The 24,098-nt window shown below is 73.5% G+C and carries 22 protein-coding genes, 1 tRNA gene, 1 pseudogene and 1 other annotated feature (1 of these 25 running past the window's edge); of the genes and pseudogenes, 5 read left to right on the top strand and 19 right to left on the bottom strand.

Annotated features, from left to right (window positions below):
* Positions 1-50, top strand: a sequence feature (AL1L pseudoknot); it begins 79 nt to the left of the window's first position.
* Between the two features lie 85 nt (positions 51-135).
* Positions 136-894 carry an IS3 family transposase gene (locus MODMU_RS29920; protein WP_331437102.1) on the top strand — a complete coding sequence of 253 codons (759 nt, stop codon included), beginning with the start codon at positions 136-138 and terminating at the stop codon, positions 892-894.
* Between the two features lie 396 nt (positions 895-1,290).
* Here MODMU_RS29920 and MODMU_RS28310 read toward each other — a convergent pair whose 3' ends face one another.
* The 4 genes from MODMU_RS28310 to MODMU_RS03390 all read right to left on the bottom strand — a co-directional run bounded on the left by MODMU_RS28310 (position 1,291) and on the right by MODMU_RS03390 (position 3,323).
* Positions 1,291-1,461 carry a hypothetical protein gene (locus tag MODMU_RS28310; protein WP_166503386.1) on the bottom strand — a complete coding sequence of 57 codons (171 nt, stop codon included), beginning with the start codon at positions 1,459-1,461 and terminating at the stop codon, positions 1,291-1,293.
* Positions 1,462-1,627: 166 nt separating this feature from the next.
* The gene (locus tag MODMU_RS28305) at positions 1,628-2,155 is read right to left on the bottom strand and encodes a hypothetical protein (protein ID WP_166503385.1); all 528 of its coding nucleotides are present in this window, start codon (positions 2,153-2,155) and stop codon (positions 1,628-1,630) included.
* Between the two features lie 169 nt (positions 2,156-2,324).
* The gene (locus MODMU_RS03395; RefSeq protein WP_014738765.1) at positions 2,325-2,855 is read right to left on the bottom strand and encodes a hypothetical protein; all 531 of its coding nucleotides are present in this window, start codon (positions 2,853-2,855) and stop codon (positions 2,325-2,327) included.
* Positions 2,856-3,047: 192 nt separating this feature from the next.
* Positions 3,048-3,323, bottom strand: coding sequence for a hypothetical protein (locus tag MODMU_RS03390; RefSeq protein ID WP_014738764.1), 276 nt, complete (start codon positions 3,321-3,323; stop codon positions 3,048-3,050).
* Positions 3,324-3,484: 161 nt separating this feature from the next.
* On the opposite strand from MODMU_RS03390, the gene MODMU_RS03385 reads away from it, so the two are divergent.
* Positions 3,485-4,036 (top strand): phosphoribosyltransferase family protein, encoded by a 552-nt coding sequence (locus tag MODMU_RS03385; RefSeq protein ID WP_014738763.1) that lies wholly within the window; start codon positions 3,485-3,487, stop codon positions 4,034-4,036.
* A 96-nt stretch (positions 4,037-4,132) separates the two neighbouring features.
* Positions 4,133-4,555 carry a barstar family protein gene (locus MODMU_RS03380; protein WP_166503384.1) on the top strand — a complete coding sequence of 141 codons (423 nt, stop codon included), beginning with the start codon at positions 4,133-4,135 and terminating at the stop codon, positions 4,553-4,555.
* A 68-nt stretch (positions 4,556-4,623) separates the two neighbouring features.
* On the opposite strand, the gene MODMU_RS03375 is transcribed toward MODMU_RS03380, so the two are convergent.
* The 7 genes from MODMU_RS03375 to tmk all read right to left on the bottom strand — a co-directional run bounded on the left by MODMU_RS03375 (position 4,624) and on the right by tmk (position 11,324).
* Entirely contained in the window at positions 4,624-4,899 is a 276-nt protein-coding gene (locus MODMU_RS03375) for a hypothetical protein (RefSeq protein WP_166503383.1), read from the bottom strand.
* A 678-nt stretch (positions 4,900-5,577) separates the two neighbouring features.
* Entirely contained in the window at positions 5,578-6,372 is a 795-nt protein-coding gene (locus MODMU_RS03365) for a hypothetical protein (protein WP_014738759.1), read from the bottom strand.
* Positions 6,373-6,597: 225 nt separating this feature from the next.
* The gene (locus MODMU_RS03360; protein WP_014738758.1) at positions 6,598-6,993 is read right to left on the bottom strand and encodes a type II toxin-antitoxin system VapC family toxin; all 396 of its coding nucleotides are present in this window, start codon (positions 6,991-6,993) and stop codon (positions 6,598-6,600) included.
* The gene (locus MODMU_RS28055) at positions 6,990-7,214 is read right to left on the bottom strand and encodes a hypothetical protein (protein WP_014738757.1); all 225 of its coding nucleotides are present in this window, start codon (positions 7,212-7,214) and stop codon (positions 6,990-6,992) included. Before MODMU_RS28055 ends, MODMU_RS03360 begins: the two co-directional genes overlap by 4 nt.
* Before the next feature lie 234 nt (positions 7,215-7,448).
* Positions 7,449-7,521: transfer RNA gene (locus MODMU_RS03350), tRNA-Thr, on the bottom strand.
* Between the two features lie 57 nt (positions 7,522-7,578).
* Positions 7,579-8,757, bottom strand: a complete 1,179-nt coding sequence (locus tag MODMU_RS03345) for a DNA polymerase III subunit delta' (protein ID WP_014738755.1) — start codon at positions 8,755-8,757, stop codon at positions 7,579-7,581.
* An 83-nt stretch (positions 8,758-8,840) separates the two neighbouring features.
* Positions 8,841-11,324, bottom strand: a complete 2,484-nt coding sequence (gene tmk, locus MODMU_RS03340; protein ID WP_014738754.1) for a dTMP kinase — start codon at positions 11,322-11,324, stop codon at positions 8,841-8,843.
* 25 nt (positions 11,325-11,349) lie between these two features.
* On the opposite strand from tmk, the gene MODMU_RS03335 reads away from it, so the two are divergent.
* Positions 11,350-12,150 (top strand): trans-aconitate 2-methyltransferase, encoded by an 801-nt coding sequence (locus MODMU_RS03335; RefSeq protein ID WP_014738753.1) that lies wholly within the window; start codon positions 11,350-11,352, stop codon positions 12,148-12,150.
* 3 nt (positions 12,151-12,153) lie between these two features.
* Here MODMU_RS03335 and MODMU_RS03330 read toward each other — a convergent pair whose 3' ends face one another.
* From MODMU_RS03330 to MODMU_RS03310, 5 genes are all read right to left on the bottom strand, one after another.
* Positions 12,154-12,897, bottom strand: a complete 744-nt coding sequence (locus MODMU_RS03330) for a class I SAM-dependent methyltransferase (RefSeq protein WP_014738752.1) — start codon at positions 12,895-12,897, stop codon at positions 12,154-12,156.
* Positions 12,898-12,910: 13 nt separating this feature from the next.
* Positions 12,911-15,790 (bottom strand): type I DNA topoisomerase, encoded by a 2,880-nt coding sequence (gene topA / locus MODMU_RS03325; protein WP_014738751.1) that lies wholly within the window; start codon positions 15,788-15,790, stop codon positions 12,911-12,913.
* A 207-nt stretch (positions 15,791-15,997) separates the two neighbouring features.
* A complete protein-coding gene (locus MODMU_RS03320; protein ID WP_014738750.1) occupies positions 15,998-17,539 on the bottom strand; it encodes an alpha/beta hydrolase in 1,542 nt (513 codons plus the stop codon).
* Entirely contained in the window at positions 17,536-17,859 is a 324-nt protein-coding gene (locus tag MODMU_RS03315; RefSeq protein ID WP_014738749.1) for a hypothetical protein, read from the bottom strand. The genes MODMU_RS03320 and MODMU_RS03315 overlap by 4 nt, the downstream gene beginning before the upstream one ends.
* 146 nt (positions 17,860-18,005) lie before the next feature.
* Complete coding sequence (locus MODMU_RS03310; protein WP_014738748.1) at positions 18,006-20,267, bottom strand: sodium-translocating pyrophosphatase; 2,262 nt, start codon at positions 20,265-20,267, stop codon at positions 18,006-18,008.
* Positions 20,268-20,464: 197 nt separating this feature from the next.
* Between MODMU_RS03310 and MODMU_RS03305 the strand changes: the two genes are divergently transcribed.
* Positions 20,465-22,984, top strand: coding sequence for a DEAD/DEAH box helicase (locus MODMU_RS03305; RefSeq protein WP_014738747.1), 2,520 nt, complete (start codon positions 20,465-20,467; stop codon positions 22,982-22,984).
* 45 nt (positions 22,985-23,029) lie between these two features.
* Here MODMU_RS03305 and MODMU_RS30265 read toward each other — a convergent pair.
* The 3 genes and pseudogenes from MODMU_RS30265 to MODMU_RS29915 form a co-directional block, all read right to left on the bottom strand.
* Positions 23,030-23,371 (bottom strand): annotated as a pseudogene (locus tag MODMU_RS30265) (Rv3654c family TadE-like protein); the annotation flags it as partial.
* Positions 23,368-23,751, bottom strand: a complete 384-nt coding sequence (locus MODMU_RS03300; RefSeq protein ID WP_014738746.1) for a TadE family type IV pilus minor pilin — start codon at positions 23,749-23,751, stop codon at positions 23,368-23,370. The gene MODMU_RS03300 and the pseudogene MODMU_RS30265, both read right to left, overlap by 4 nt.
* 6 nt (positions 23,752-23,757) lie before the next feature.
* Positions 23,758-23,985 carry a DUF4244 domain-containing protein gene (locus MODMU_RS29915; RefSeq protein WP_083869656.1) on the bottom strand — a complete coding sequence of 76 codons (228 nt, stop codon included), beginning with the start codon at positions 23,983-23,985 and terminating at the stop codon, positions 23,758-23,760.
* Positions 23,986-24,098: the final 113 nt, after the last annotated feature.

The following is a 24,098-nucleotide window of genomic DNA, read 5'->3' as shown; positions in this document are numbered from 1 at the left end:
TCGAGCCGATCTGCGCGGTCCTCACCGAGGCCGGCGCGAAGATCGCCCCGAGCACCTACTACGCACACCGCACCCGCCCGCCGTCGGCGCGATCGGTCACCGACGCAGCAACCACCGAGGTCATCGAGCAGGTGCATGCCGACAACTACGGGGTCTATGGCGCCCGCAAGGTGCATTGCCGAAGTGCGCCGGCAGGGCCACCCGGTGGCCCGCTGCACCGTCGAACGGCTGATGCGCGCCGCCGGCCTGCGCGGCATCACGCGGGCGAAAGGCCCGCGCACCACCGTGCCCGGCGCGGCCCCGGACACCCGCCCGGACCTGGTGGAACGGGCGTTCACCGCGACCGGCCCGGACCAGCTGTGGGTCGCCGACATCACCTACTGCCGGACCTTCTCCGGCTGGGTCTACGCCGCCTTCGTCATCGACGTGTTCTCCCGCCGGGTGGTCGGCTGGCAGCTGTCCCGCTCGCTGCGCACCGACCTCGCCCTGGACGCCCTGGAGATGGGCATCTGGACCCGCCGGCGCGCCGGCCACGACGTGACCGGGCTGGTCCACCACTCGGACAAGGGCGTCCAGTACGTCGCCGTGCGCTACACCCAGCGCCTCGCCGAGGCCGGCGCGGTCGCCTCCGTCGGCTCCACCGGCGACTCCTACGACAACGCCCTGGCCGAGGCGTTCAACTCCCTCTTCAAGGCCGAGCTGGTCCGCAACCGCGGGCCCTGGAAGGGCATCGACGACCTCGAGATCGCCGTCGCCGAGTACATCGACTGGTTCAACCACCGACGGCTGCACGGTGAGATCGGGCTGGTCCCGCCGGCCGAGCACGAAGACGACTTCTACCGGCACAACACCGCGGCGACTACCGTCGCCGCGTCAGTTCCGAGCCTCCACTGAACCCGGGGCGGGACACTCCGCGCCGCAGCAGGAGCAGACGACGTACTGAGCACGGTTCGTCCCCGCCCAGCGTTCGTCGTCCTCATTGAGACCGCAAACCCTGCACGAACTCTCGACCATGCCCACCTTCCCCGCCGACCACGTCATCTTCGGCAGATGCATGGGTGTCCCTGAGTGGGCCGCTCAGGGACAAGCAAGCCTGCTTGTCTGGACGGCGATCACGGACGCCGGTGATTCCCCGGACGGGAGGCCACGGTGCTCACCGCAACACCAACAGCCGCCTACTGATCTCCGCGTTAGGGCACCCGTTCGAGGCGGGGCGCTCCTGCGCAACGAGTTGACCAGCGATTCCTCTGATAGACACCGCCGGTGAGTAATCCCCTGCGGTCGCCGATTTCAGCGTTGATGCTCGTCGGCGGCGCAGCGGGTGCTCTGTGCGGACTCGGGCTGATGATGAGCGGACACAAAGTCCTTGGGGGCCTGCTGGCCCTTGTTGGCTTCGCCGTTGAGGTTGGCGGCGCTTGGGTGCACGACCGTTCTCACCGGCGCCGAGGTGAGCAGCCCCATGCCATGTGGGGCTCTGGTGACCGTCATCGTCCTACGAAACGTCCCCGCCTCCGCTGAAGGAGGCACGAGGCAGTCGGCGCCCAGCTCGACTTGCCCGGCACGGCGAGTGGTTCGAACACCGGCGCTCGGCGACCCATAGTGGGCCGCCCTGGGACACAGAGCGGCCTCAGAGCTGGCGGTGCCGGTCGACCACGACCAGGTGGTCCCCGAGTTGCGCGACCATCGCGCCCCACAGGGCCCGCCTCTGTGCACCGGGCGGCGGCTCGTTCGCGTCGCCCCACACGAAGTCGTAGAGGGCGTGAAAGCCTGCTCCGTCGCGCACCCGCTCAGCCCAATCCATGTCGTCACAAGTTGCGGCCGCATCCCAGACCAGATCGTCGAACTCGACGATGGCGCCCCTCGTGGTGCCCGTCCAGCGCATCGGTGACCGGCCAAGTCGGTGACCGACCGCCCGGACGTCGAGTACCAGCATCCCCGGCTGTACCGGCGCGGCCAAAGCTCCGTCACCGACGTTGGCCGCAATCAGCCGACTGGGGCTCGTGGCGGCTACCACATGACCATCCGCCGCCAGCAGTCGTTCTGCCCCTGGGTACCGCTCGTCGTCCACACTGCGGCCGTGCTGTCGCAGGACGTAGAGCAGTTCGGTCAGACCCGGGAGCCGCAGTCGAACCACCCGCAAGCACCGATCGTCCACGGCGTCTCCTCGGGGCAACTTGCGGTACGGCAGAAGACGGACCCTACGTCTGCGTCCCCGCTGGGCGGCCCTGACACGTCAGGGTGCCGCGCCGGGTCACTGAGGCGACACTTCTAGTTCAAAATGGCCCGCTCAGGGACGTCAGCGCCGGCTCACCTGGGAGGCGGCTTCAGCGACCGTCCCGCCCGTTCTCCGCCGGCTCTGAGCCTTCTACCCAGAACCAGTCCTCCGGAGGACCGAACTCATCTTCGAACAGGTCCTCGAAGTAGGAGTGCGTGGGGCCGCCATGCCAACTCGCATTCGGTCGCTTCGACCGGCAGACCGCCTCCGATAGGACGAAAACGCCTCGGTCCGTAAGGCACTGGACCACGCTGCCCGGCCATCCACTGTCAGCCGCCGTCGCAAACCGGAGATAGCGCCCGTCTTGGCGGAGGATCACCGCCGCGTACGGCAACACGGTCGAGATGAAGACGACGGCCCCCTGAGGCCCAGGCCCACTCACCTCGTAGACGCACGAGATGTCGCCGATGTCCTCCTCCGTCTGCACCGCCACTTGGCCGAGTTCTGCAAGGGCTCGTTGGACAGGCACATGCACGTTGGCCACCGCGAGCGAGACCGCTCTGCTCCCGTCCTCTGGCGAGCGGAGGGCGACGCGCAGGTAGTGCTCCAGGGTCTCCTCGATGCCGCCGCCATCGGTCACTGGCGCACGCTAACCGATTCGCCGTGTGGAGCCGCCCCTGCGGAGTTCGGGCTCACCGCTGTTCCTCAGAGGGCCGCTGTGGGAAGGACGGCGGCACCGCGGACAGCCTTAGCCCTCGTCTTCCGAGGCAACAGCGGATCTGCGTTGGGCAAGGCGACGGCGGAGCCGGGCACGTCCCCGCGCCCCCTCAAGTCAACCACCGGCCAGCAGCGCCTCGGCACGCTGCACGATGCGTGAGAGAACCTCGACGTCGGCGGGTAACTCGTCCAAACGCACGAACACGTCCTCGTACAACGGAGCCAGCGGAGCCAGGCCGTCCGGGCGGACGTGCGGCTCCAGCCGCTGCTGCCAGGCTGTCTGGCTATCCAGCTGGTCGTCGTAGAAATCGTGATCCACGACGAACTCCAGCAGTTCAGCCAGCGACTCCTCGAGCAGCTCGATGCGGTGCTTGCTGTCAGCTTCCGTCACGGCGGAAGTATGGCCACCCGAGCACGGTCCACGTGTGCGCAAGTGGGCCGCTTGAGGACACAGCTCGGAAGGCTGTCCTAAGGAAACCTGGGACGACGCGCGCGGACGCCGCCTGGGCGTGGCGCGCGATCACGGCTCGCCCCTGCGGGAATCATTCAGCGGTGAATTCGACCGCAGATCTCCGCGATCGGCTGAAAGCCACGTTCGCTTGGCGGGGTGATCGCACAGATGCGCGGTCGCTGGCTGATGTGACCGGGTGGTGGCGGGACCCTGCTCTCCTCGCCGATCTCGGCCCCGCTCTCGGTGACCTCGTTCCCGAGGCGAAACCCACCGTGGTCCTCGGTCCGCAGTCCCGAGGTTCGATGCTCGGCGCACTGGTGGCCACGGCGCTGGACATTGGGCTGGTCGAGGTTCGGAAGGACGACGAGCCGTTGGCCGACAGCGACGCATGGCTCCAGCGCACGACACCACCGGACTACCGGGATCGCCATCTCTCGCTCGGCTTCAGGCGAGGCCTCGTCAAGGGCGGCGATCGTGTGCTGTTCGTCGATGACTGGATCCAGACCGGCGGTCAGGCACTGGCCACTCGGGCACTGGTCGAGGCCGCCGGCGCGACCTGGTGTGGTGCAGCGGTAGTGGTCGACGGACTGTCCGACACCCGCGTTCGGCGTGATCTAGCCATCAGCTCCCTGATCCACGTCCGCGAGCTCTAACACGACCTGTCCCTGATTGGTCGCTATGGGTGACCGGTGGGGCGGACGGACGTCAGTCTCCGAGACGAGCACTCGACGCCAGTAGCGTCCGAGCGCATGACCTCTGAACGTCCTTCGGTGCGAGGAGAGATGCCCTGGCTGCAGTCGGGGCCGCTGTTCCGCGTGCACGCCAGCGCCCGGGAGCAGCTGGACGCGTTCCTGAACCGCCACGGGTACCGGCGACTGGACCTGGACGGCCACGCCATGACGTCACGGTCAGCCGCTCACTTAGAGCTCGCCCGGGCGTTCGGCTTTCCCGACTACTACGGCGAGAACTGGGATGCCTTCGACGAATCCTTCGAAGACGTCATCGAGCAGCACGCCAGCGGCCTCGTTGCGGTGGTCTGGAACCACATGAACGTCTCTGCCGGTCTAGCTCCGGCGACGACCGTTGAAGTGGGGTGCGCGTTGCTCGACAAACGAGCGACTCCGCTGGATGTGTTTGCGGTAGGCGACGGAGATGACTTCGACCGCCCGTAGAACTGACCCTTGGTGGGCCGCCTTGGGACACCGGCGCCGGCTCGCCCGGAGGGCGACTTGAAGGCCAGCTACGTCTCGGGAGCCGTGGGAGTCCAGCGGAAATAGGTTCCGCTCTCGTCGTCGACGTCCACCGCCACTACGTCCACCACATCGGCGGCAGAGTCGAGGACCAGGATGGCGGCCTGAGCCATGTCACGTCCCGCGTCAACAGCAGCGTGAGAGTCAGGGGCGGGGATCTCGATAGTGGCGTGGAGCAGGGTCCTGTCATCGGCATCTACCCAGACGCACTGCTCTTCATCGGGGGGCCGGAACACCATGAAGCGGTTCAGCACGGAGTCGGTCATCGGCCCCGGGACGCGAATCGAGACGGCGACGTACCACTGAGGCATGGGGACAGTATCGAGGCGGGCGGGCTGCGATCTCGTGTAGCCCTGAGTGGGCCGCCCAGGGACACATCCGGCGACGGACAAGCCGGATAACGCCAGCTAGAGGGGTGAAACACCAACCACGGCGATTGGGCTGATCGAGTGCTGAGCGGTCACAGCTACTTCCGCGACGCCCGGTAGTCCGTCCACCCCACGATCAGGAGGACGATCCCGCTGAGGAGGAACACATACCCGGCCAGGGGGATGAGCCCGCCGCCGATGTCGGTCGGGTCCCCAATTCTCCCGACATCCGCGGCCGCTAGCACCTGATACAAGACGTGGAGTGCGATGCCGAGGGCGAGACAGCGCACACCCCGTCTCACGTTGGGTTCCGTCATCACCGGGCGAAGTGTCCTCCTCTGGTCGCGCGGTCGATGGCTCCTCAGCCTGGTTGGCGTGGCGATGTTCGCCTTCGCCTTGTGGGGCAACCGCTACTTCCGTAAGCGGATGTGCGAAGGGAGGCGACCGACCAGCCCGCTGCCCCGCGCCAACCGCGCGACCGGTGTGAGCGACTGTCCTCGAGTGGGCCGCTCAAGGACACCCCGCCGTCGTCAGGCGGGACTGCCCAGGGTCTTAGTGCCAAGGCTCATCGCAGAATCAGCGGTCAGCCGCGGACGATGCTGCGTTCCCCCATTCGCCGACGTGCACCCACACGGTGGTGTCTTGCGGACACTGCCAGATGGCCCGACCCGCAGGCTCCCGCGTGGCAAGCATCGGATGCTCGTGCTGTAGGCACTTCGGCCAAGCACCGTGGACCTCCTCGATGACTTCGTCCTGCACGGCGCCCGCCAGGATGGTCGTCACCTCCTCGAAGTCCTCTACGTCCTCAAGGCGAGGCAGATAGATGTGAGCGTGGGGCAGCTCCAACACAATGTCCGGGAAGTCCAGTGCCCGTTCCTGCAAGGACACCTCGCCCTCAAGCCCCCAAACCCCCTGCCGTGCCGGCGGCGGCGCCAGCCCCTTCCACGCGACCTCGGTCTCCCGGATGGCGACCCGCCATGGGATCGCTCGCCCGGCGGCCGCCTGCACGTCCTGGAACACCCGCGGCGCGACGTCTTCCCAAAGGCGCTGCAGCACGGGGATCTGAGCCCGCCACTCCGCCATGGCCTGCAGATCACGGTCCAGCCGGGTTCCTGGTCCACCCTCGCGGTCAAAGGCGGCCCAGCTATCAATTTCGTCGAACAACCCCTCGGCGGTGAGCGGGTCGGCGTACGCCCCGGCGACCCGGACTCGCAGGTCGCCGTAGTTCACCCACAGAGCGCCGTCTTCGACCGTCAGCCCGCACGGGTCCGTCAACCCGCGTTCCTTGCGAAGCCGCTCGGCCGCACTCCTGAGAGCGCGTTGCCAGTGAGCCAGCGCGACGGCATCCGGCCACTCAGCCCTCGTGTTCATCGGCAGATGATGTCGCACGTCACGGAAACAATGCGGCCTCCTCGTGAAAGCCGGCCTACTCGGCGGCGCATCGCGACGGGGTGCTCCGAAGCCGAAGCCGACTACACGCGGGGCCGGGGGCGCCACTGACCCAGCGGGAAGCCACGCCGCCGGCGACCAGACGACCTTGCTGTCCCCCTTAATGGGTCGCTTCGGGCCATCGGTTGGACGGGCCCTTTTGATCAATCATGTGGCAGCACCACGGATGACTCGGACTTCCACGGCCAGCTGACTCGCCCAGTTCAGCCAAGCTCGATCAGCGGTGTAGGCAGGGCTCGAGAGATTGCGAGCCAGCGCCAAGCAAGCTCGGTCGCCCAGGCTCAGGTCCGATCCGTGGCGGTAGAACGATGCCGCGAGGCGAGCGTCGAGTCGCCCGAACTGGCTCACGGTGATGCCGAGGGCATCGAGATGCGAGTCGACCAGCTCGGGTTGCACGCCCAGCCGGGCTGCCTTCTGGAGCGTCTCGGAGTAGTTGACGGAGCTGACGGTGGCATCCTCCGCAGCTGCGGCTGTCGCGACGACGTCCCATCCCGGCTCCTGCTTGATGAGAGCGAGCAGAGCAGAGGCGTCGAGGACGATCACTGAGCGCGTGGTCGGTCGGAGTGCCGCTCGATCGTCACGCCGCCGCTCATGCCGACGCCGTTCTCGGCTGCCGCCTCGAGGCGTCGCTCGGCGATCAGTTCGTCGCTGAGGCTGACCTTGTCTCCACCAGCGTCCTTGAAGGCCTGCCACAAGGACTCAAGAGCCGCCCGCCGGCGAGGGTCCCACCCCGCCAGAGGATCGTCGTTGGCGGCGGTCGTCATGATCAACAGAGTAGTCGTCCAAGCCCCTCGGGTGAACGATCCTCACGTGCGGAGGGGCCTGGCAGCTTCGCTCAGAAGTGGCCGTCCAAGCGGGTCGTGGCACCCGTCTCCGACCGCCTTGCGACACCGAAGACCGGCAGCGGCAGCGAACCGTCCGTTCCCAATTCGTGCCCAGTCAGCCGAGAATCGGCCCTGGAGGAAGCCGACAACAGGCGAATACGCTGGTCGGATGCGAGCCGCCTGTCGGAATCGAACCGACGACCTTCTCATTACGAGTGAGATGCTCTACCGACTGAGCTAAGGCGGCGGACTGCGCGGGTGAGCTTACGGCACCGCCGCCCTCCGCCCGGCGACCCCCCGGGGTTCAGGCCGGCAGCCGCAGCGCCACGGTGAGCGCCTCGACCGCGATCTGCGGTTTCACGTTCTGCTCCAGCGCGGTGCGGGCGGCCAGCACCGCGTCGATCCGGCGCAGCGCCCCCTCGGCACCGATCCGGCGGGCCAGCTCGACCGCGTCGGCCCGGCGGTCGGGGTGCGCCAGCGGAAGGGTCAGCTCCCCCGACCCGGCGCCGACGGCGCTGACCACCAGCGCGTCCCGGTACATCGCGGCGAGGTCGACCAGGGCCCGGTCCAGGGAGTCCCGGCCGATCCGGGTGGCCCGGGACTTCTGCCGCTTCTCCAGCTCCTTGAGCTGGCCGGCGCCGCGGCTGGCCGCGGCCACGCCCGGCCCGCGGGCGCCGACGCCCAGGCTCGCCTTGACCGCCTCGGTCTCGACCGCGTCGACCTCGGCGACGGTCTTGTCCGACTCGTCCTTGGCCGACCCGACCAGGTCGTCGGCGGCGTTGAGGCAGGCCGCGAGCGAGACCAGCGACAGCGGGATGTCCAGGACCGCCTTGCGGGCGAGCCGGGCCGCCTCGTCGCGGGCCAGGTGCCGGGCGCGGCCGACGTGGCCCCCGGCGGCCGCGGCGGACCAGGCGGCCAGCGCCGGGTCGATGCCGTCCCGGCGGGCCAGCACCTCCGCGACGGCGTCGACGGTCGGGGTGCGCAGCGCCACGACCCGGCAGCGGGACCGGATGGTGACCGGCACGTCGTCGGGGTGCAGGGAGGGCGCGCAGAGCAGGAACACGGTGCGCGGCGGGGGCTCCTCGAGCATCTTGAGCACCGTGTTGCCGGCCTGCTCGGTCATCCGGTCGGCGTCCTCGACGACCACGATCTGCCAGCGCCCGCGGGAGGGCGCCCGCCCCGCGGTGCGCACGATCTGGCGCACCTCGGCGACGCCGATGGACAACCCCTCGGGCACCACCCGGTGCACGTCGGCGTGGCTGCCGGCCAGCACGGTGCGGCACTCGTGGCAGGTGCCGTCCCCGCCGGCCTCGCACTGCAGCGCCGCGGCGAACGCCCGCGCGGCGACCGAGCGACCGGACCCGGGCGGGCCGGTGAAGAGCCAGGCGTGGGTCATCGCGGCCGGCTGCGCCACCGCCGCCTGCAGCTCCGCCACCACCGCCGGCTGCCCGACGACGTCGGCCCACACCCCCGTCGCACTCATGTGCTCACCTTGCCTCAGTCAGTCCCGGCCCCGCTGCAGGGTCCCGCCGCGAGCCCGCGAGTGGTGGGGGGCAGCGGGGTCCTTCACGGGTGCAGCTGCGGCGTCGACCCGGTCTGCACCACGTGGTCGCCGTGCCGGCGGGTGCGCGGCACCCGGGCGTGCTGCGGGAGCTGCTGCAGCGGCAGGCCCTGCAGCAGGTCGCTGACCCGGGTCCGGATCGCCGCGGCGAGCTCGTCGGGGCTGCGGCGCGCGTCGAGCACCAGGTACCGGTCCGGCTGCGCCTCGGCGAGCGCGCGGAAGGTGCCCCGGACCCGCTGGTGGAACTCCAGCGACTCCGACTCCAGCCGGTCGGCGGCGGCCCGGCCGCGCGCCCGGGCGAGCCCCACCTCCGGCGGCAGGTCCAGCAGCACGGTGAGGTCGGGCTGCAGCCCCTGGGTGGCCCAGCGGGAGATCGACCGGACGTCGTCCATCGGGATCGTGCGACCAGCACCCTGGTAGGCCAGCGAGCTGTCGACGAACCGGTCGGTGATCACCACCTCCCCGGCGTCCAGCGCGGGCCGCAGCACGTCGTGCACGTGCTGGGCGCGGTCGGCGGCGTAGAGCAGCGCCTCGGAGCGCGGCGACAGCCCGGCGCTGGCCGGGTCCAGCACGATCGCCCGGATCTTGGCCCCCAGCGGCGTCCCGCCCGGCTCCCGGGTGGTCCGGGCGACCAGGCCCTCCTCGGTGAGCCACTCCTGCAGCCGGCGGGTCTGCGTCGACTTGCCCGCGCCCTCGCCGCCCTCGAAGGCGATGAACACCCCGCCACCGGCGAGCCGGCGGCGGGCGGTGGTGTCCCGGCGCAGCGCGGTGACCACGTCGGCGACCAGCGGCACGGGGCGGCCGTCGTCCATCTGCCGGTAGGCCAGCACGCCGACCGCGACGGCGAGGAGCCCGGCGACGAAGAGCATCACCCGCTCGCCGGTCACCGCCAGCTCCACCGAGCCGACGTCGACCGACGTGCGGCCGAGCAGCCCGACCCCGAACGGCACGACCGCCAGCGAGACGATCAGCGACGCCCGGACCAGGGACTGGACCAGCGCGAAGGTGCGGCCGCGCAGCGCGTCGTCGACCTCGGTGCCCAGCAGGGTGAAGCCGGCCAGGTAGGCGATCCCGGCGAAGAAGCCCATCACCACGACCAGCAGCAGCGCGATCCACAGCGTGAAGGTCCAGGCCAGCAGCCCGACGCCGACGCCGGCGCCGACGATGGCGACGCCGAACAGCCGCTCCCGGGACAGGTCCCGGGCGATGCTCGGCCCCAGCGAGATGCCCAGCCCCAGGCCGATGAAGACCGCGCCGAAGAGCAGGCCGTAGGCGGCCTCGCCGCCGCCGACCGAGCTGGCGAAGGCCTGGCCGGTGGCGATGACCACCCCGGCGGCGACGAACGCGCCGGTGATGCCGACGACCAGGCCGCGCACCAGCGGCGTGTGCCCGGCGAAGCTGAAGCCGGCGCGCAGCGAGTGCAGGAAGCTCTCGCCGGTGACCTGCGTGCCGGCGGCCCGGCGGCCGCTGATCGAGGGCAGGTTCCAGATGACGACCGCGGCCACCAGGAACGTGAGCGCGTTGAGGTAGAGCGACAGCTTGGACTCGTCGAGCGAGGGGACCGTGGTGCCGAGCCGGTCACCCACCGTGGTCAGCACCGCGAAGACCAGCGCGGCCAGCACCGGTGTGAACCCATAGGTGGTCACCAGCGAGAGCTGGTTGGCCGGCTCCAGCTGGTCCTTGCGGAGCATGTTCGGGACGGCGGCCTCCTTGGCCGGGATCCAGAACAGGCTGATCGCCTCGATGAGGAACTGCGCGACGAACAGCCACACCAGCTCGTCGACGATCGGGATCGAGGCGAACAGCGCGAAGCGCAGCACGTCGGAGACGACCATGGTCTTGCGCCGGTCGAAGCGGTCGGCGAACGCCCCGGCCAGCGGGCCGAGCAGGATGGCCGGCAGCAGCCGGAACAGCAGCACGGCGCCGAGCGCGTAGTTCTGCCCGGCGAAGCCGTCGACCAGCGAGGTCGCCGTGGCGGTGATCGCCAGCAGGCCCAGCCAGTCACCGAAGCTGGACAGCGACATCGACAGCCACAGCTTGCGGAAGTCCCGGACCCGGAGGACGGCCCGCACCTTGGCGACCAGGCTCACGCCGGCGGCGTGGTGGTCGTCGGGCTCGTCGTGGTGCCCGTCGGCGGGCTCGCCCTGGTCGCCGGCCGGCTGGGCGCCGGAGCGGTCCGCGGCCGGGGCCTCCTCGACGTGCAGCCCGGCCAGCGGAACACCCGCGCCGTCCGCGCCGGCCGGCGGCAGGCCGTCCGCGGGCTCCGCGGCGACCGGCGGCTGGTCGGCCGCGCTGGGGACCCCGCCCGGACCCGGGTCGGGTGCGGCGGGGACGCCGTCGGCGGACGGACCCCCGGAGGGCGGGCGGTCCGTCGGGTCGGAGCTGATCGAGACCCCCCGGGGTGGTGTGGTGTCTGGCCCGTGGCTCGGCTCGGCAACGGTACCGGGCCGGGACGACGGAATCGCCCCGTTCCACCCGTCCGGGGGCAACTGCCGCCGGCGCTAGCCTCGCCCCGTGCAGAGCCCCGGCGCCTGGGACCCGACCACCTACCTGCGCTTCGCCGGGGAACGGGCCCGGCCCTTCGCCGAGCTGGTGTCCCGGGTCGGCGCCCGCGCCCCCGCGGTCGTGGTGGACCTGGGCTGCGGCGACGGGTCGGCCACCGCCGGGCTGGCGCAGCGCTGGCCGGGGGCCCGGGTCACCGGGGTGGACAGCTCACCGGCGATGCTGGCGGCCGCGGCGGCGCACGCCGTCCCCGGCCGGCTGGAGTTCGTCGCCGGCGACCTGCGGGACTGGCGCCCGGCCGGGCCGGTGGACGTGCTGGTTAGCAACGCGGCGCTGCACTGGGTGCCCGGGCACGGGGACCTGCTGGCCCGCTGGGCCGGTGACCTGGCGCCGGACGGGTGGCTGGCGGTGCAGGTGCCCGGCAACCAGACCGCACCCACCCACGCGCTGCTCGCCGACCTGGTCGGCAGCCGGCGCTGGCGGTCGCGGCTGGCCCCGGGCGGGGACGCGGTGCTCGACCCGGCCGCCGTCCTCGACCCGGCCGGCTACCTGGACGTGCTCTCCGCCGCCGGGCTGGACGCCGACGTCTGGGAGACCACCTACCTGCACGTGCTCAGCGGGGCCGACCCGGTGCTCGGCTGGGTCTCGGGCACCGTGCTGCGCCCGGTCCTCGGCCGGCTGCCCCCGGACGACGCCGACCAGCTGACCGCCGAGTACGCCGCGGCCCTGCGCGCCGCCTACCCGGCGCGAGCGGACGGGACGACCGTGCTGCCGTTCCGCCGGCTGTTCGCCGTCGGCCACCGGCCCGGCTGACCGTCAGCGGAGGGCGAGCCGGTACGCCCGGGTCGTGTACGGCAGCTCCAGCACGTCGCGGCCGCGGGTGTCGGGGTGGGTGGCCAGCAGCGCCCGGACCGAGCCGAGGAAGCGGTCCCGGCCGGCGTCGTCCATGGTGGCGACGTAGCTGCGGGTGCCGATCCCGCGGACCACCTGCTCGGGTGTGACGTGCTGGACCGTGCCCGAGTCGTGGACCTGCACCGCCGCCGGCAGCTCGACGGCGAACCGGTCGACGACCCCCTGGTCGGCCTCGTGGTCCCGGGCCTCCGCGGCGAGCAGCTCGCCCAGCGCCCGGACCCAGGGCACCCGCTCGTCGCGGGTGTTCCAGACGAGGCCGACGACGCCGCCGGGACGGAGCACCCGGCGCAGCTCCGCGGCCGCCGGCGCCGGGTCGAACCAGTGCGCGGCCTGGCCGGCGACGACCGCGTCGACGTCGGCGTCCGGGAGCGGGATCGCCTCCGCTCCCCCGGTCGCCGCGCTGACCTGCGGCAGCCGGGCGCGCAGCTGGTCGAGCATCGGCGCGCTGAGGTCGACCGCGACGACCTCGTGCCCGGCCGCCAGCAGGACGTCGGTCAGCAGCCCGGTGCCGGCGCCCAGGTCGAGCACCCGCAGCGGCCGGCTGCCGAGCAGGAACGCCACCGCGTCGGCCGGGTAGCCCGGCCGCAGCAGCGCGTAGTCGGCGGCCACCCCGCCGAACGAGGTGCGCCGCTGCTCCCAGTCCTCCACCGACGTGCCCGCCTCAGCTGCCGGCGGGGACCGTCTCGGCGACGTCGGCCACCCGGACCGCGGACTTCGCCGCCGTCTTCTTGGCCGCCGTCGACTTCGCCGCCGTCTTCTTCGCCGCGGTGGCCTTCTTCGCCGGGGCCTTCTTCGCCGGGGCCTTCTTCGCCGCCGCCTTCTTCACGGCCTTCTTCTTCACCGGCGCCCGCTCACGGCGGTCGGCCAGCAGCTCGGCGGCCCGCTCCAGGGTGAGCGTCTCGATGTCGTCGCCCTTGCGGAGGCTGGCGTTGACCTCGCCGTCGGTGACGTAGGGCCCGAACCGGCCCTCGCGCACCGTGACCTGGCCCTGGCTGACCGGGTCGGCACCGAGCTCCTTGAGCGGCGGCTTGGCCGCCGCCCGGCCCCGCTGCTTGGGCTGGGCGAAGATCGCCAGCGCCTCGTCGAGGGTGACGGTGAACAGCCGGTCCTCGCTCTCCAGCGAGCGCGAGTCGGTGCCCTTCTTGATGTAGGGCCCGTAGCGGCCGTTGAGCGCCTGGATCTCCTCGCCGTCGGCGTCCGTGCCCACCGTCCGCGGCAGGGTCAGCAGCTGCAACGCCTGCTCGAGGGTCACCGTCTCCGGCGTCATCGTCTTGAACAGGCTGGCGGTGCGCGGGGACTCCTTGCTGCCCTCGGGGACCAGCGTGGTGACGTAGGGGCCGTAGCGCCCGGCCTTGACCGCGACCGGGAACCCGGTCTCCGGGTCGGTGCCCAGCTCGCGGTCCGAGGACGGCGCGTCGAGCAGTTCGGCGACCCGCTCGCTGGTCAGCTCGTCGGGGGCGATCTCGTCGGGGATGCTGACCCGGGCCCCCTCCTCCCCGCCGGCCTGCAGGTAGGGCCCGTAGCGACCGACGCGGACGACGACCGGGTCGCCGTTGCGCGCGGTGGCCTGCAGCGGGATGGAGTTGACCCCGCGGGCGTCGATCTCCTCCAGCCGCTGGCCGATGACCTGCTTCAGCCCGCCGGAGGCCGCGATGCCGCCGGCGTGCCCGCCCCCGCCGCCGAAGTAGAACTCGGTCAGCCAGTCGACCCGGCGCAGGTCACCGGCGGCGATCTCGTCGAGCTCGGCCTCCAGCGAGGCGGTGAAGTCGTAGTCGACCAGCGCGGCGAAGTGCTGCTCGAGCAGGTTGACCACGGCGAAGGCGATGAACGTCGGCACCAGCGCCGACCCCTTCTTCCACACGTACCCGCGGTCCTGGATCGTCTGCATGATCGAGGCGTAGGTGGAGGGCCGGCCGATGCCCAGCTCCTCCAGCGCCTTGACCAGGCTGGGCTCGGTGTAGCGGGCCGGCGGCGAGGTGGTGTGCCCCTTGGGGTCCAGCGCCGTGGTGTCCAGCGGCTGGCCGCGCTCGAGGCGGGGCAGCCGGCGCTCGGCGTCGTCGGCCTCCTCGTCGGTGGTCGCGCCCTCGTCCCTGCCCTCGACGTAGGCCCGCAGGAACCCCGGGAAGGTGATCGTGCGGCCGCTGGTGGAGAACTCGACGGCCTCGTCGGTGGTGGAGCGGCCGGCCAGCCGCACGCTGACGGTCTGCCCGACGGCGTCGGCCATCTGCGAGGCGACGGTGCGCTGCCAGATCAGCTCGTAGAGCCGGAACTCGTCCCGGGCCAGCTGCCCGGCGAGCTGGCCGGGGGTGCGGAAGGAGTCACCGGCGGGGCGGATGGCCTCGTGCGCCTCCTGGGCGCCCTTGGCCTTCTTGGAGTAGCGGCGCGGCTCGGCCGGCACGTAGGCGTCGCCGTACAGCTCGCGGGCCTGGTTGCGGGCCGCGGACAGCGCCGTCTCGGACAGGTTCGTCGAGTCGGTGCGCATGTAGGTGATGAAGCCGTTCTCGTACAGCCGCTGCGCGGTGCGCATCGTCTGCTGCGAGGACCAGCCGAGCTTGCGGCCGGCCTCCTGCTGCAGCGTGGAGGTCATGAACGGCGCGTAGGGACGGCGCCGGTACGGGCGCTCGTCGACCCGGCTGACCGCCATCCGGGTGCCCTCGAGGCGGGCGGCCAGGCCGCGTGCACCGGCCTCGTCCAGGTGAACCACGTCGCTGGTGACCCGGCCGGTGTCCGGGTCGAAGTCCCGGCCGGTGGCGACCCGGCGGTCGTCGACGGTGACCAGGGTGGCCGACAGCTGCCGCGGCTCACCGGCGTCGCCGCCGGTGGTCTGGCCGACCACGTCGAAGGTGCCCTCGACGCTCCAGTAGTCCGCGGCGCGGAAGCGCATCCGGGCGCGCTCCCGCTCGACCACGATGCGGGTGGCCACCGACTGCACCCGGCCCGCGGAGAGCTTGGGGAGCACCTTCTTCCACAGCACCGGGCTGACCTCGTAGCCGTAGAGCCGGTCGAGGATGCGGCGGGTCTCCTGGGCGTCGACCAGCGCGGTGTCCAGCTCGCGCGGGCTGGCGACGGCCCGGGCGATCGCCTCGCGGGTGATCTCGTGGAACACCATCCGGCGCACCGGCACGGTCGGCTTCAGCGTGTCGATCAGGTGCCAGGCGATGGCCTCGCCCTCGCGGTCCTCATCGGTGGCGAGGTAGATCTCGCTGGCCTCCTTGACCAGCTGCTTGAGCCGGGACACCTGCTGGCGGCGGTCCGGGCTGACCACGTAGAGCGGCTCGAAGCCGTGGTCGACGTCGACCCCCAGCCGGGCCCAGGACTCCCCCTTGTGCGCGGCGGGGACGTCGGCGGCGTTGCGCGGCAGGTCGCGGATGTGCCCGATGCTCGCCTCGACCACGTAGTCGCTGCCCAGGTAGCCGGCGATCGTCTTCGCCTTGGCCGGGGACTCCACGATCACCAGGGGCTTGCCCCCGGCCGCGGCCGTCCGCTTGCGCGGGGCGCGGTTGCCGGTGCTGGTGGCTGACGTGGTCTTGGTGGGCGGCACGGTGCTCCTGTCGGGGGTGCTGACGCGGGCGCCGGGAGGACCCGGACGCACACGGGGACAGCGCGAGCTGCACCCGTTCGGCGAGGCCACGGTAGGCCACGCCGGCGGGACGAGCCCGGGCGGCGAGCAGATCCGGGCGCGCCGTCGACCGTCCAACGGTCGGCGGGGGGACGTGTTCCCGCGGGGCCGGCCCGCCGTGACGCCCGCTCACCCGGCCCCCCGGACCCCGGCCACGACCTCGCCGACCGCGGCCAGCGTCGGGCGGTCGGGGTCGAGGTAGTCGGTGTGCCCCTCGGTCAGCTCGGTGGGCAGCGGGGTGTCACCGAAGGAGGGGTCGGCTGGGGTGTCCCCGAACCACTGCAGCCAGGACACCGGGTCGGCCAGCGACCAGGCGCCGTGCACCTCAGCGGCCTCGAGGTCCTCGGCCTCCCCGCCGGCCAGCCCGGGGCTGCCCAGCAGCACCACCGCGTCGGCGGCCAGGCGCCCGGGCGCCCGGGCCGCCTGCCCGGTCACCACGGTCCCGTAGCTGTGGGCGACCACGGTGGTGCGCGGCGGGGCGGCTCCGGCACCCGCTCCGCCGGGGACGGTGCGCGCGGCGGCGAGTCCGTCGAGCGCCCGGTCCAGCGCCGGGCCACCCCGCCGGGCCGCCGCGGGCAGCGCCATCGTGCCCAGCCCCGGCGTCCGGTAGCCGAGCCAGGCCACGGTGGCGACGGCGAGCCCGGGCGCGGCTGCCACCGCGGCCGACCCGACGGCGGCCGCCTGCCCGAGCAGGGCGGGCAGGTCGTCGGCGGGCGTCGTGTTGATCCCCGGGACCAGCACCCCCACCGCGGCCGCGGTGTCCAGGTCGCCCAGGGACACCGCGACCAGGTCCCCGGCCGGGTCGAACTGCACCAGCTGGGCGGTGGCGCCGGCGCGGTCCAGCGCGGTGAGGCGGGCGGCGAGCACCTCGGCCGTCCGGCGCGGTCCGCCGGCGGGCAGCGACGCGAGCGCGGCCGCCAGCACGGAGCGGTTGGCCCGGTCCCGCGCCCAGGCGGGCAGCCCGTCGAGCGCACCGACCACGGCCGGCCGCGCCGCGACCTCGGCCAGCTGCTCGGCGGCCGACAGCCCGGACCACCACGCGGCCACCCGGCGCGGGCCGGCGTCCGGCGGGACCGGCAGCGGCCGCGCGGCCGGCAGCCGGACGACGAGGTCGGCGAAACCGACCGCGCCCGGCGCGGACGCCCCCTGCCCGGCCAGCGGCTGCCGGGCGGCGCGGGCGCAGGCCAGCGCCCGGGCGGCGAGGAGGAGCGCCTCCTCCGCCCGGGCCGCGGCGAGCCGGCCCGCCTCCCGGTCCGCCAGCACGTCGGCCACCTGGTCGGCCGCCATGGCCGGGCTCGGTGGCGCCGGCAGGCCGACCGGCGCGCCCGCCCCGTCCAGCGTCAGCCGGCCGGACGCCGCCGTCGCGAGCGCCCCGGCGGCCCACTCCTGGGCCTCGGTCGCCGCGGCGGTGAGGCCCTGCAGGTCGGTGAGCGACCCCGCCAGCGCGCCGGACACACCCGACGCCACCGTGGACAGCTCGACGACCGCGGCCGCGGCCACCGACCCGGCCGGACCCGACCAGCACTCCGCCCGGCCCAGCTGGCGGCCCAGCACGTCGAGCCGGGCACGCCAGGGCAGCAGCCGGTCGGCCACCTGGTCCAGCCGCCCGACGCCGCCGCGCAGCCCCGCGACGTCCCAGCCGGCGACCTGGTGCACCGTCGTCCCGCTCACCGGGGCACCGCCGGCAGGCCGGGCCGGGCCGGGGTCAGCCGGTCGGCCAGCTGCAGGTCGGCGGCCCGGTAGGCGGCCAGCGCCGCGTCGAGGGTGGCGGCCACGGCCAACGTCCGGGCGGCCAGCGCGCCCAGTGCCCCGGCCCACTCGGCGCCGGCCGCCCCGGCCTCCTCCCCCACCGGGCCGGCGAGGGACCGGGCGAGCGCCTGCCCGGACGCCGCGGTGAGCTGCTGCTCCCCGTCGAGCTCCACCCCGAGCGCCCGCAGCTCCGTCAGCAGCCCGCCCAGCACGTCGAGCTGGACGGAGATCAGGTGGGACACGGCGCCTCCCGGCTGCGGCACGGGCCCCGACGGGACCGACACCACGACGCTAGGGAGACCGGACCGGGGTCCGTGCGCCGTCGTCCACACCCCTGCGCGGGATCCACAACCAGCCGGCCGGGCCACCGGGGGCGGCGGCCCCGTGGTCAGGTGGCGGTCTTGGTCAGCGCCTCCGCCGGGGTGTCGGTCTCCCCGCCCACCACGGTGGAGCGGCGCTTGCTGACCACGACCGCCGTCACGATGACCGCCGCGGCGGCCAGCGCGATGGCCACCCGCAGCGCGGTGTTCTGGTCCTCGCCCACCGTCATCCCCACGACCGCCGGCGCGATCAGCAGGGCCACCAGGTTCATCACCTTGATCAGCGGGTTGATCGCCGGGCCGGCGGTGTCCTTGAAGGGGTCGCCCACGGTGTCGCCGATGACGGTCGCGGCGTGCGCCTCGCTGCCCTTCCCGCCGTACGCGCCGTCCTCCACCATCTTCTTGGCGTTGTCCCAGGCGCCGCCGGAGTTGGAGAGGAAGACCGCCATCAGGGTGCCGGTGGCGATCGCGCCGACCAGGTAGGCGGCCAGCGGCCCGAAGCCCAGCCCGAAGCCGACGGCGACCGGCGCGAGGACGGCGAGCAGCCCGGGCGTGGCCAGCTCGCGCAGCGAGTCCTTGGTGCAGATGTCCACGACGGCGCCGTAGTCGGGCCGCTCGCTGTAGTCCATGATCCCGGGCCGGGTGCGGAACTGCTCGCGCACCTCGAACACCACCCGGCCGGCCGCCCGGGAGACGGCGCTGATCGCCAGGCCGGAGAAGAAGAACACGACCGCCGCGCCGATGACGGCGCCGACGACGTTGTTCGGCGACACCAGGGTGAAGGCGTCCCCGAGGCGGGCCCCGGCGTCGTCGAGGGCCTCGCCGATGCTGGCGTTGTAGGAGCCGAAGAGGGCGGTGGCCGCCAGCACCGCGGTGGCGATCGCGATGCCCTTGGTGATGGCCTTGGTGGTGTTGCCGACCGCGTCGAGGTCGGTGAGCACCTGGGCGCCCTCCTCGTCGATCTCGCCCGACATCTCGGCGATGCCCTGGGCGTTGTCGCTCACCGGGCCGAAGGTGTCCATGGAGACGATGACCCCGGCCGTGGTGAGCAGCCCGCAGCCGGCCAGGGCGACGGCGTAGAGCGCCGCGGCACCACCGATGAGGAAGGCGCCGTAGACGGCGGCACCGATGAGCAGCGCGGCGTAGACCGCGGACTCCAGCCCCAGCGAGATGCCGGAGAGGATCACCGTGGCCGGCCCGGTCAGCGAGCTGCGGCCGACGTCCTTGACCGGGCGCCGCTTGGTCTCGGTGAAGTAGCCGGTGAGCTGCTGGATGGTGGCGGCCAGCACGATGCCGATGAGCACCGAGACGAAGCCGAGCACCTGCGGGCTGACCGAGACGTCCAGGCCGTCGGAGATCGAGGGCAGCACGGTGAACGACGCGGCCGCCACCAGCACCAGCGACACCGCGGCGGAGGTGAAGAACCCGCGGTTGATCGGGGACATCCAGGAGCTGTCCCCGGCGGTCGGGTTGCTGGCCAGGATGCCGACGATCGAGGCGATGATCCCGATCGCGGCCACCACCAGCGGGAACACCATGCCCACGGCGCCGAAGAAGACCTGCCCCAGGATGAGTGCGGCGACCAGCGTGACCGCGTAGGACTCGAAGAGGTCCGCGGCCATGCCCGCGCAGTCGCCGACGTTGTCGCCCACGTTGTCAGCGATGGTCGCGGCGTTGCGCGGGTCGTCCTCGGGGATGCCGGCCTCCACCTTGCCGACCAGGTCCGCCCCGACGTCGGCGGCCTTGGTGAAGATGCCGCCGCCCACCCGCATGAACATCGCGAGCAGCGCGCCGCCGAAGCCGAAGCCCTCCAGCACGATCGGGCCGGTGTCGCGGAACAGCAGCAGGGCGAGCGAGGCGCCGAACAGCCCCAGGCCGACGGTGATCATCCCGCAGACGCCGCCGGTGCGGAACGCGATCCGGAAGGCCGGCCGGTGCCCGCCCGCGGCCGCCGCGGCGGCCACCCGCACGTTGCCACGCGTCGCCAGGGTCATGCCGATGAAGCCGACCGAGGCCGAGAAGGCGGCGCCCACCAGGAAGAAGACGGCCCGGCCGATCCGGGTGCCGGTGCCCCCGTCGGAGACCGGGAGCAGCAGCAGCAGGATGAACACGATGACGGCGAACACCGCCAGCGTCCGGAACTGCCGCCGGAGGAACGCGCCGGCTCCCTCCTGGATCGCCTTGGCGATCTCCTGCATCTTCGGCGTCCCCTGGTCGGCGGCCATGACGGCCCGCGACAGGTAGAAGGCGAAGCCCAGGGCGGCGAGGGAGATGGCGAGGACGACCGCCACGAGGGTGAGGTCGCCTCCGGACAGTTCGGTGTCGGGCATGTGTTCCTCCGCGGCGAGGTGGGGACGCGCACCCGCCAGGCGCCCCCGGGCCTGCGCGCGGGGAGGGCCCGGCGTGGCACGCACTGTGCCGCAGGAACAACGTCAAGACCAGACCTGTTCGTGATCCAGTTCACACCGAGCGTCAGCTGTCCCCACCACCCTCACCCTGGGTTGCGCGACGGTGTGACAGTGGAGAGGTGACGTCCCTGCGTCCCGTCGGGCACCCGCCCGACGGACCCGAGCCCGCCGTCGCCGCCCTCCCCGGCACGGAGCTGCTGGCCGCCCTGCTGGCGGGCACCGAGCCCGAGGACGACCCGGTCACCCACGTCCACCGGCTGCCCGTGCGGCGCAGCCGGACCGCGCCGTGGCCGGCCTGGGTCGGCGAGCCGCTGCGCACCCGGCTGGCCGAGCGCGGCGTGCAGGAGCCGTTCGGCCACCAGGTGGCCGCCGCCGAGCTGGCCCGGGCCGGCTCGCACGTCGTCGTCGCCACCGGCACCGCCTCGGGCAAGTCGCTGGCCTACCAGCTGCCGGCGCTCACCGCGCTGGCCGAGGACCCGCGGGCGTGCGTGCTCTACCTGGCCCCCACCAAGGCGCTGGCCCGCGACCAGCTCGCCTCCGTCGAGGCCCTGGCCGACCCCTCGGTGCGTCCGGCCGCCTACGACGGGGACACCCCGATGGAGGAGCGGGACTGGGTCCGGCGGCACTCGCGCTGGATCGTCACCAACCCCGACATGCTGCACCGCGGGATCCTCCCCGCCCACCAGCGGTGGTCGAGCACGCTGCGCCGGGTGGCCTACGTCGTGATCGACGAGTGCCACGCCTACCGCGGGGTCTTCGGCTCGCACGTCGGCCACGTGCTGCGCCGGCTGCGGCGGATCTGCCGCCGCTACGGCGCCGAACCGGTGTTCGTGCTGGCCTCGGCGACGGTGGCCGACCCGGCCGCGGCCGCCAGCCGGCTGGTCGGGGCCCCGGTCGCCGCCGTCACCGACGACGGGTCGCCGCGGCCGGGGGCCACCTTCGCCCTGTGGGAGCCGCCGCTGACCGAGCAGACCGGCGAGCACGGCGCGCCGGTGCGGCGCTCGGCCGCCGCGGACGCCGCCGGTCTGCTGGCCGACCTGGTCGAGCAGAACGCCCGCACCCTGGCGTTCGTCCGGTCCCGCCGCGGCGCGGAGTCGGTGGCCGAGCAGGCCCGTGCGGTGCTGCGGTCGCGGGGCCGGGCGGACCTGGCCTCGCGGGTCGACTCCTACCGCGGCGGCTACCTGCCCGAGGAGCGCCGCGAGCTGGAGCGGTCGCTGTCCAGCGGTGCGCTGCTGGGCGTGGCCACCACCAACGCCCTGGAGCTGGGCATCGACATCGCCGGCCTGGACGCCGTGGTGCTCGCCGGCTACCCCGGCACGCTGGCCTCGATGTGGCAGCAGGCCGGCCGGGCCGGGCGGGCGCAGAACGAGTCCCTCGTCGTGTTCGTCGCCCGCGACGACCCGCTGGACCACTACCTGGCCCACCACCCGCAGGCGGTGTTCGGCCGGCCCGTCGAGGCGACGGTGACCGACCCGGCGAACCCCTACGTGCTCGGCCCGCAGCTGTGCTGCGCGGCCGCTGAGCTGCCGTTGACCCCCGCGGACCTGGCCGACTTCGGCGGTGACGTGGCCGAGGCCCAGGTGACCGAGCTCGTCGCCGACGGGCTGCTCCGCGCCCGGCCGACCGGCTGGTACTGGGCGGGACGGGGACGGCCGGACGTCGACATCCGCGGCAGCGGCACGGCCCCGGTGTCGATCATCGAGGGCGCGACCGGGCGGCTGCTGGGCACCGTCGACGGCGATGCCTCGCACGCCACCGTGCACACCGGTGCGCTGTACGTGCACCGCGGCGAGACCTACGTCGTCGACGAGTTCGACGTCGACGACGCCTGCGCCGTCGTGCACCCGGAGAGCCCGGAGTGGACGACGGTCGCCCGCGACGTCGTGGACCTCTCGATCGTCTCCACCGACCGCACCCGGCGGCTCGGGGCGGTCACGGCGCACACCGGCGTCGTGGACGTCACCAACCAGGTCGTGGCCTACCAGCGCCGGCGGATCGGCACCGGGGAGGTGCTCGCGGAGTTCCCGCTGGACCTCCCCGCCCGCCAGCTGCGCACCCGGGCGGTGTGGCTGACCCTGAGCGACCGGGCCGTCGAACGGGCCGACGTGGACGAGACCGCGCTGCCCGGCTCGCTGCACGCCGCCGAGCACGCCTCGATCGGGATCCTGCCGCTGCTGGCCACCTGCGACCGCTGGGACCTCGGCGGGGTCTCCACGGCCCTGCACCCCGACACCGGCGCGGCGACGATCGTGGTCTACGACGGCCACCCCGGCGGCGCCGGCTTCGCCGAGCGCGGGTACGCGGTGCTGCGCGACTGGCTGCAGGCGACCCGGGCCACGGTGGCCAGCTGCGAGTGCGAGGCCGGCTGCCCCTCCTGCGTGCAGTCGCCCAAGTGCGGCAACGGCAACGACCCGCTGGACAAGGCCGGCGCGGTCCGGGTGCTCGACGTCGTCCTGGACGAGCTCGCCGGTGCTCCCGAGCTGACGCCGGAGGAGGCGGAGGTGACCCGCCGGCCGGCGCCGCGGCCGGGCCTGTTCGGCACCAGCGGCCCGGCGCCCGCCGGGGTGGCCGAGACCACCGAGGCGGCCGACGAGGTGGCTGCCGAGCCCGAGCGCGACCCCGACGACCTGGTCTTCTGACCCCGCCCCGACGGGGCCGGCGTCGGGCGCCGCCGGGCCGGCACGGGCCCGGGCGGGCGCGTCCACGACGCCGAGCGGGCCGAGCCGGACGGGGACGTGCACCCGCAGCTCCACCACCGCCGCCGCGCTGACCGCGCAGGAGTCGACGACCGCCCCGTTGGCCCGGGCCACCTCGGAGGCGGTCGCGCACGGGTCGGCCTCGCCCTGCACCGCCCTGCCCGCCGCCGCCAGCGCGGCCAGGTCCGCGGCCGTGCCTGCCCGGTGCCGGGCGACCACCGCCGCACCGACCAGGAGCACCGCGGCACCCACCACCGCGAGGACACCGGCCAGCGCGACGGTCCACACGGTGGCCGAGCCCCGCTCGTCGGCCGGCCCCGACGGCGTCACGGGGCTCCGCTCCCGGCCGCAGCCGGCTCGCGCACCGCGGTGGCCGTGGCCGAGACCTCGACGTGCCAGGGCAGCGGACCCAGCGGCGAGATCGTCGCCGAGACGGTGACGGTGACCGTGCCGGTGTCACCGCCGACGGTGGTGACGGCGCCCGCGGGAGCCGCCTCGGCGGCCAGTGCCACCACGACCGCACCGGGCTCGCCGCGCGCCGCCGCACGGGTCGCCTCCCGCGCGGCGTCCACGCAGCGCAGCTGCGCGCCGACGACCACGACCGCGGCGACCGCCCCGGCCAGCACGAACAGCAGGACCGGCAGCACGACGGCGGTCTCGGCGGTGACCATCCCGGCCTCGGAGCGGCCGGCGGGGCGGCGGGTGCGCACGACGGCTCAGGAGAGCGTGGCCAGGGCGGACTCCACCAGGTCGCCGAGCGCGCCGACCACCGAGCCGCCGGTGACCACCTGGTAGAGCACGGCCGCGAAGGCGCAGGCCGCGACGGTGCCCACGGCGTACTCCGCGGTGCTCATGCCCTCCTCCCCCGTGCGGACCTCCGCCCACCGCCGGGCCAGCACGTCCCGCCTCCGCGCTGCCGGCTCCTGCCGCGACCCGTTCCCCATGTCCCCACCTCCACCGGGCCGCCTGCCGGCCCGCCACGGACGACCCTGCGGGGAGCCGGCCCGCCGGCCCAGGGCTGCGCGCGGGTTGTGGACGGGGCCCTCCGCTGTGGACG

It is taken from the genome of Modestobacter italicus (assembly GCF_000306785.1).
Taxonomy (GTDB): Bacteria; Actinomycetota; Actinomycetes; order Mycobacteriales; family Geodermatophilaceae; genus Modestobacter; species Modestobacter italicus.
The sequence above is the reverse complement of the archived record's forward strand: the minus strand, read 5'-3'. Positions and strand labels throughout refer to the sequence as shown.

What these genes read in the sequence shown, in the direction of transcription:
- MODMU_RS29920 (WP_331437102.1), top strand. Translation starts at nt 136, where the DNA reads ATGCCGACAACTACGGGGTCTATGGCGCCCGCAAGGTGCATTGCCGAA.
- MODMU_RS28310 (WP_166503386.1), bottom strand. Translation starts at nt 1,461, where the DNA reads ATGGGGCTGCTCACCTCGGCGCCGGTGAGAACGGTCGTGCACCCAAGC.
- MODMU_RS03380 (WP_166503384.1), top strand. Translation starts at nt 4,133, where the DNA reads ATGACCTCTGAACGTCCTTCGGTGCGAGGAGAGATGCCCTGGCTGCAG.
- MODMU_RS03375 (WP_166503383.1), bottom strand. Translation starts at nt 4,899, where the DNA reads ATGACCGACTCCGTGCTGAACCGCTTCATGGTGTTCCGGCCCCCCGAT.
- MODMU_RS03365 (WP_014738759.1), bottom strand. Translation starts at nt 6,372, where the DNA reads ATGAACACGAGGGCTGAGTGGCCGGATGCCGTCGCGCTGGCTCACTGG.
- MODMU_RS28055 (WP_014738757.1), bottom strand. Translation starts at nt 7,214, where the DNA reads ATGACGACCGCCGCCAACGACGATCCTCTGGCGGGGTGGGACCCTCGC.
- MODMU_RS03345 (WP_014738755.1), bottom strand. Translation starts at nt 8,757, where the DNA reads ATGAGTGCGACGGGGGTGTGGGCCGACGTCGTCGGGCAGCCGGCGGTG.
- MODMU_RS03310 (WP_014738748.1), bottom strand. Translation starts at nt 20,267, where the DNA reads ATGCCCGACACCGAACTGTCCGGAGGCGACCTCACCCTCGTGGCGGTC.
- MODMU_RS29915 (WP_083869656.1), bottom strand. Translation starts at nt 23,985, where the DNA reads ATGGGGAACGGGTCGCGGCAGGAGCCGGCAGCGCGGAGGCGGGACGTG.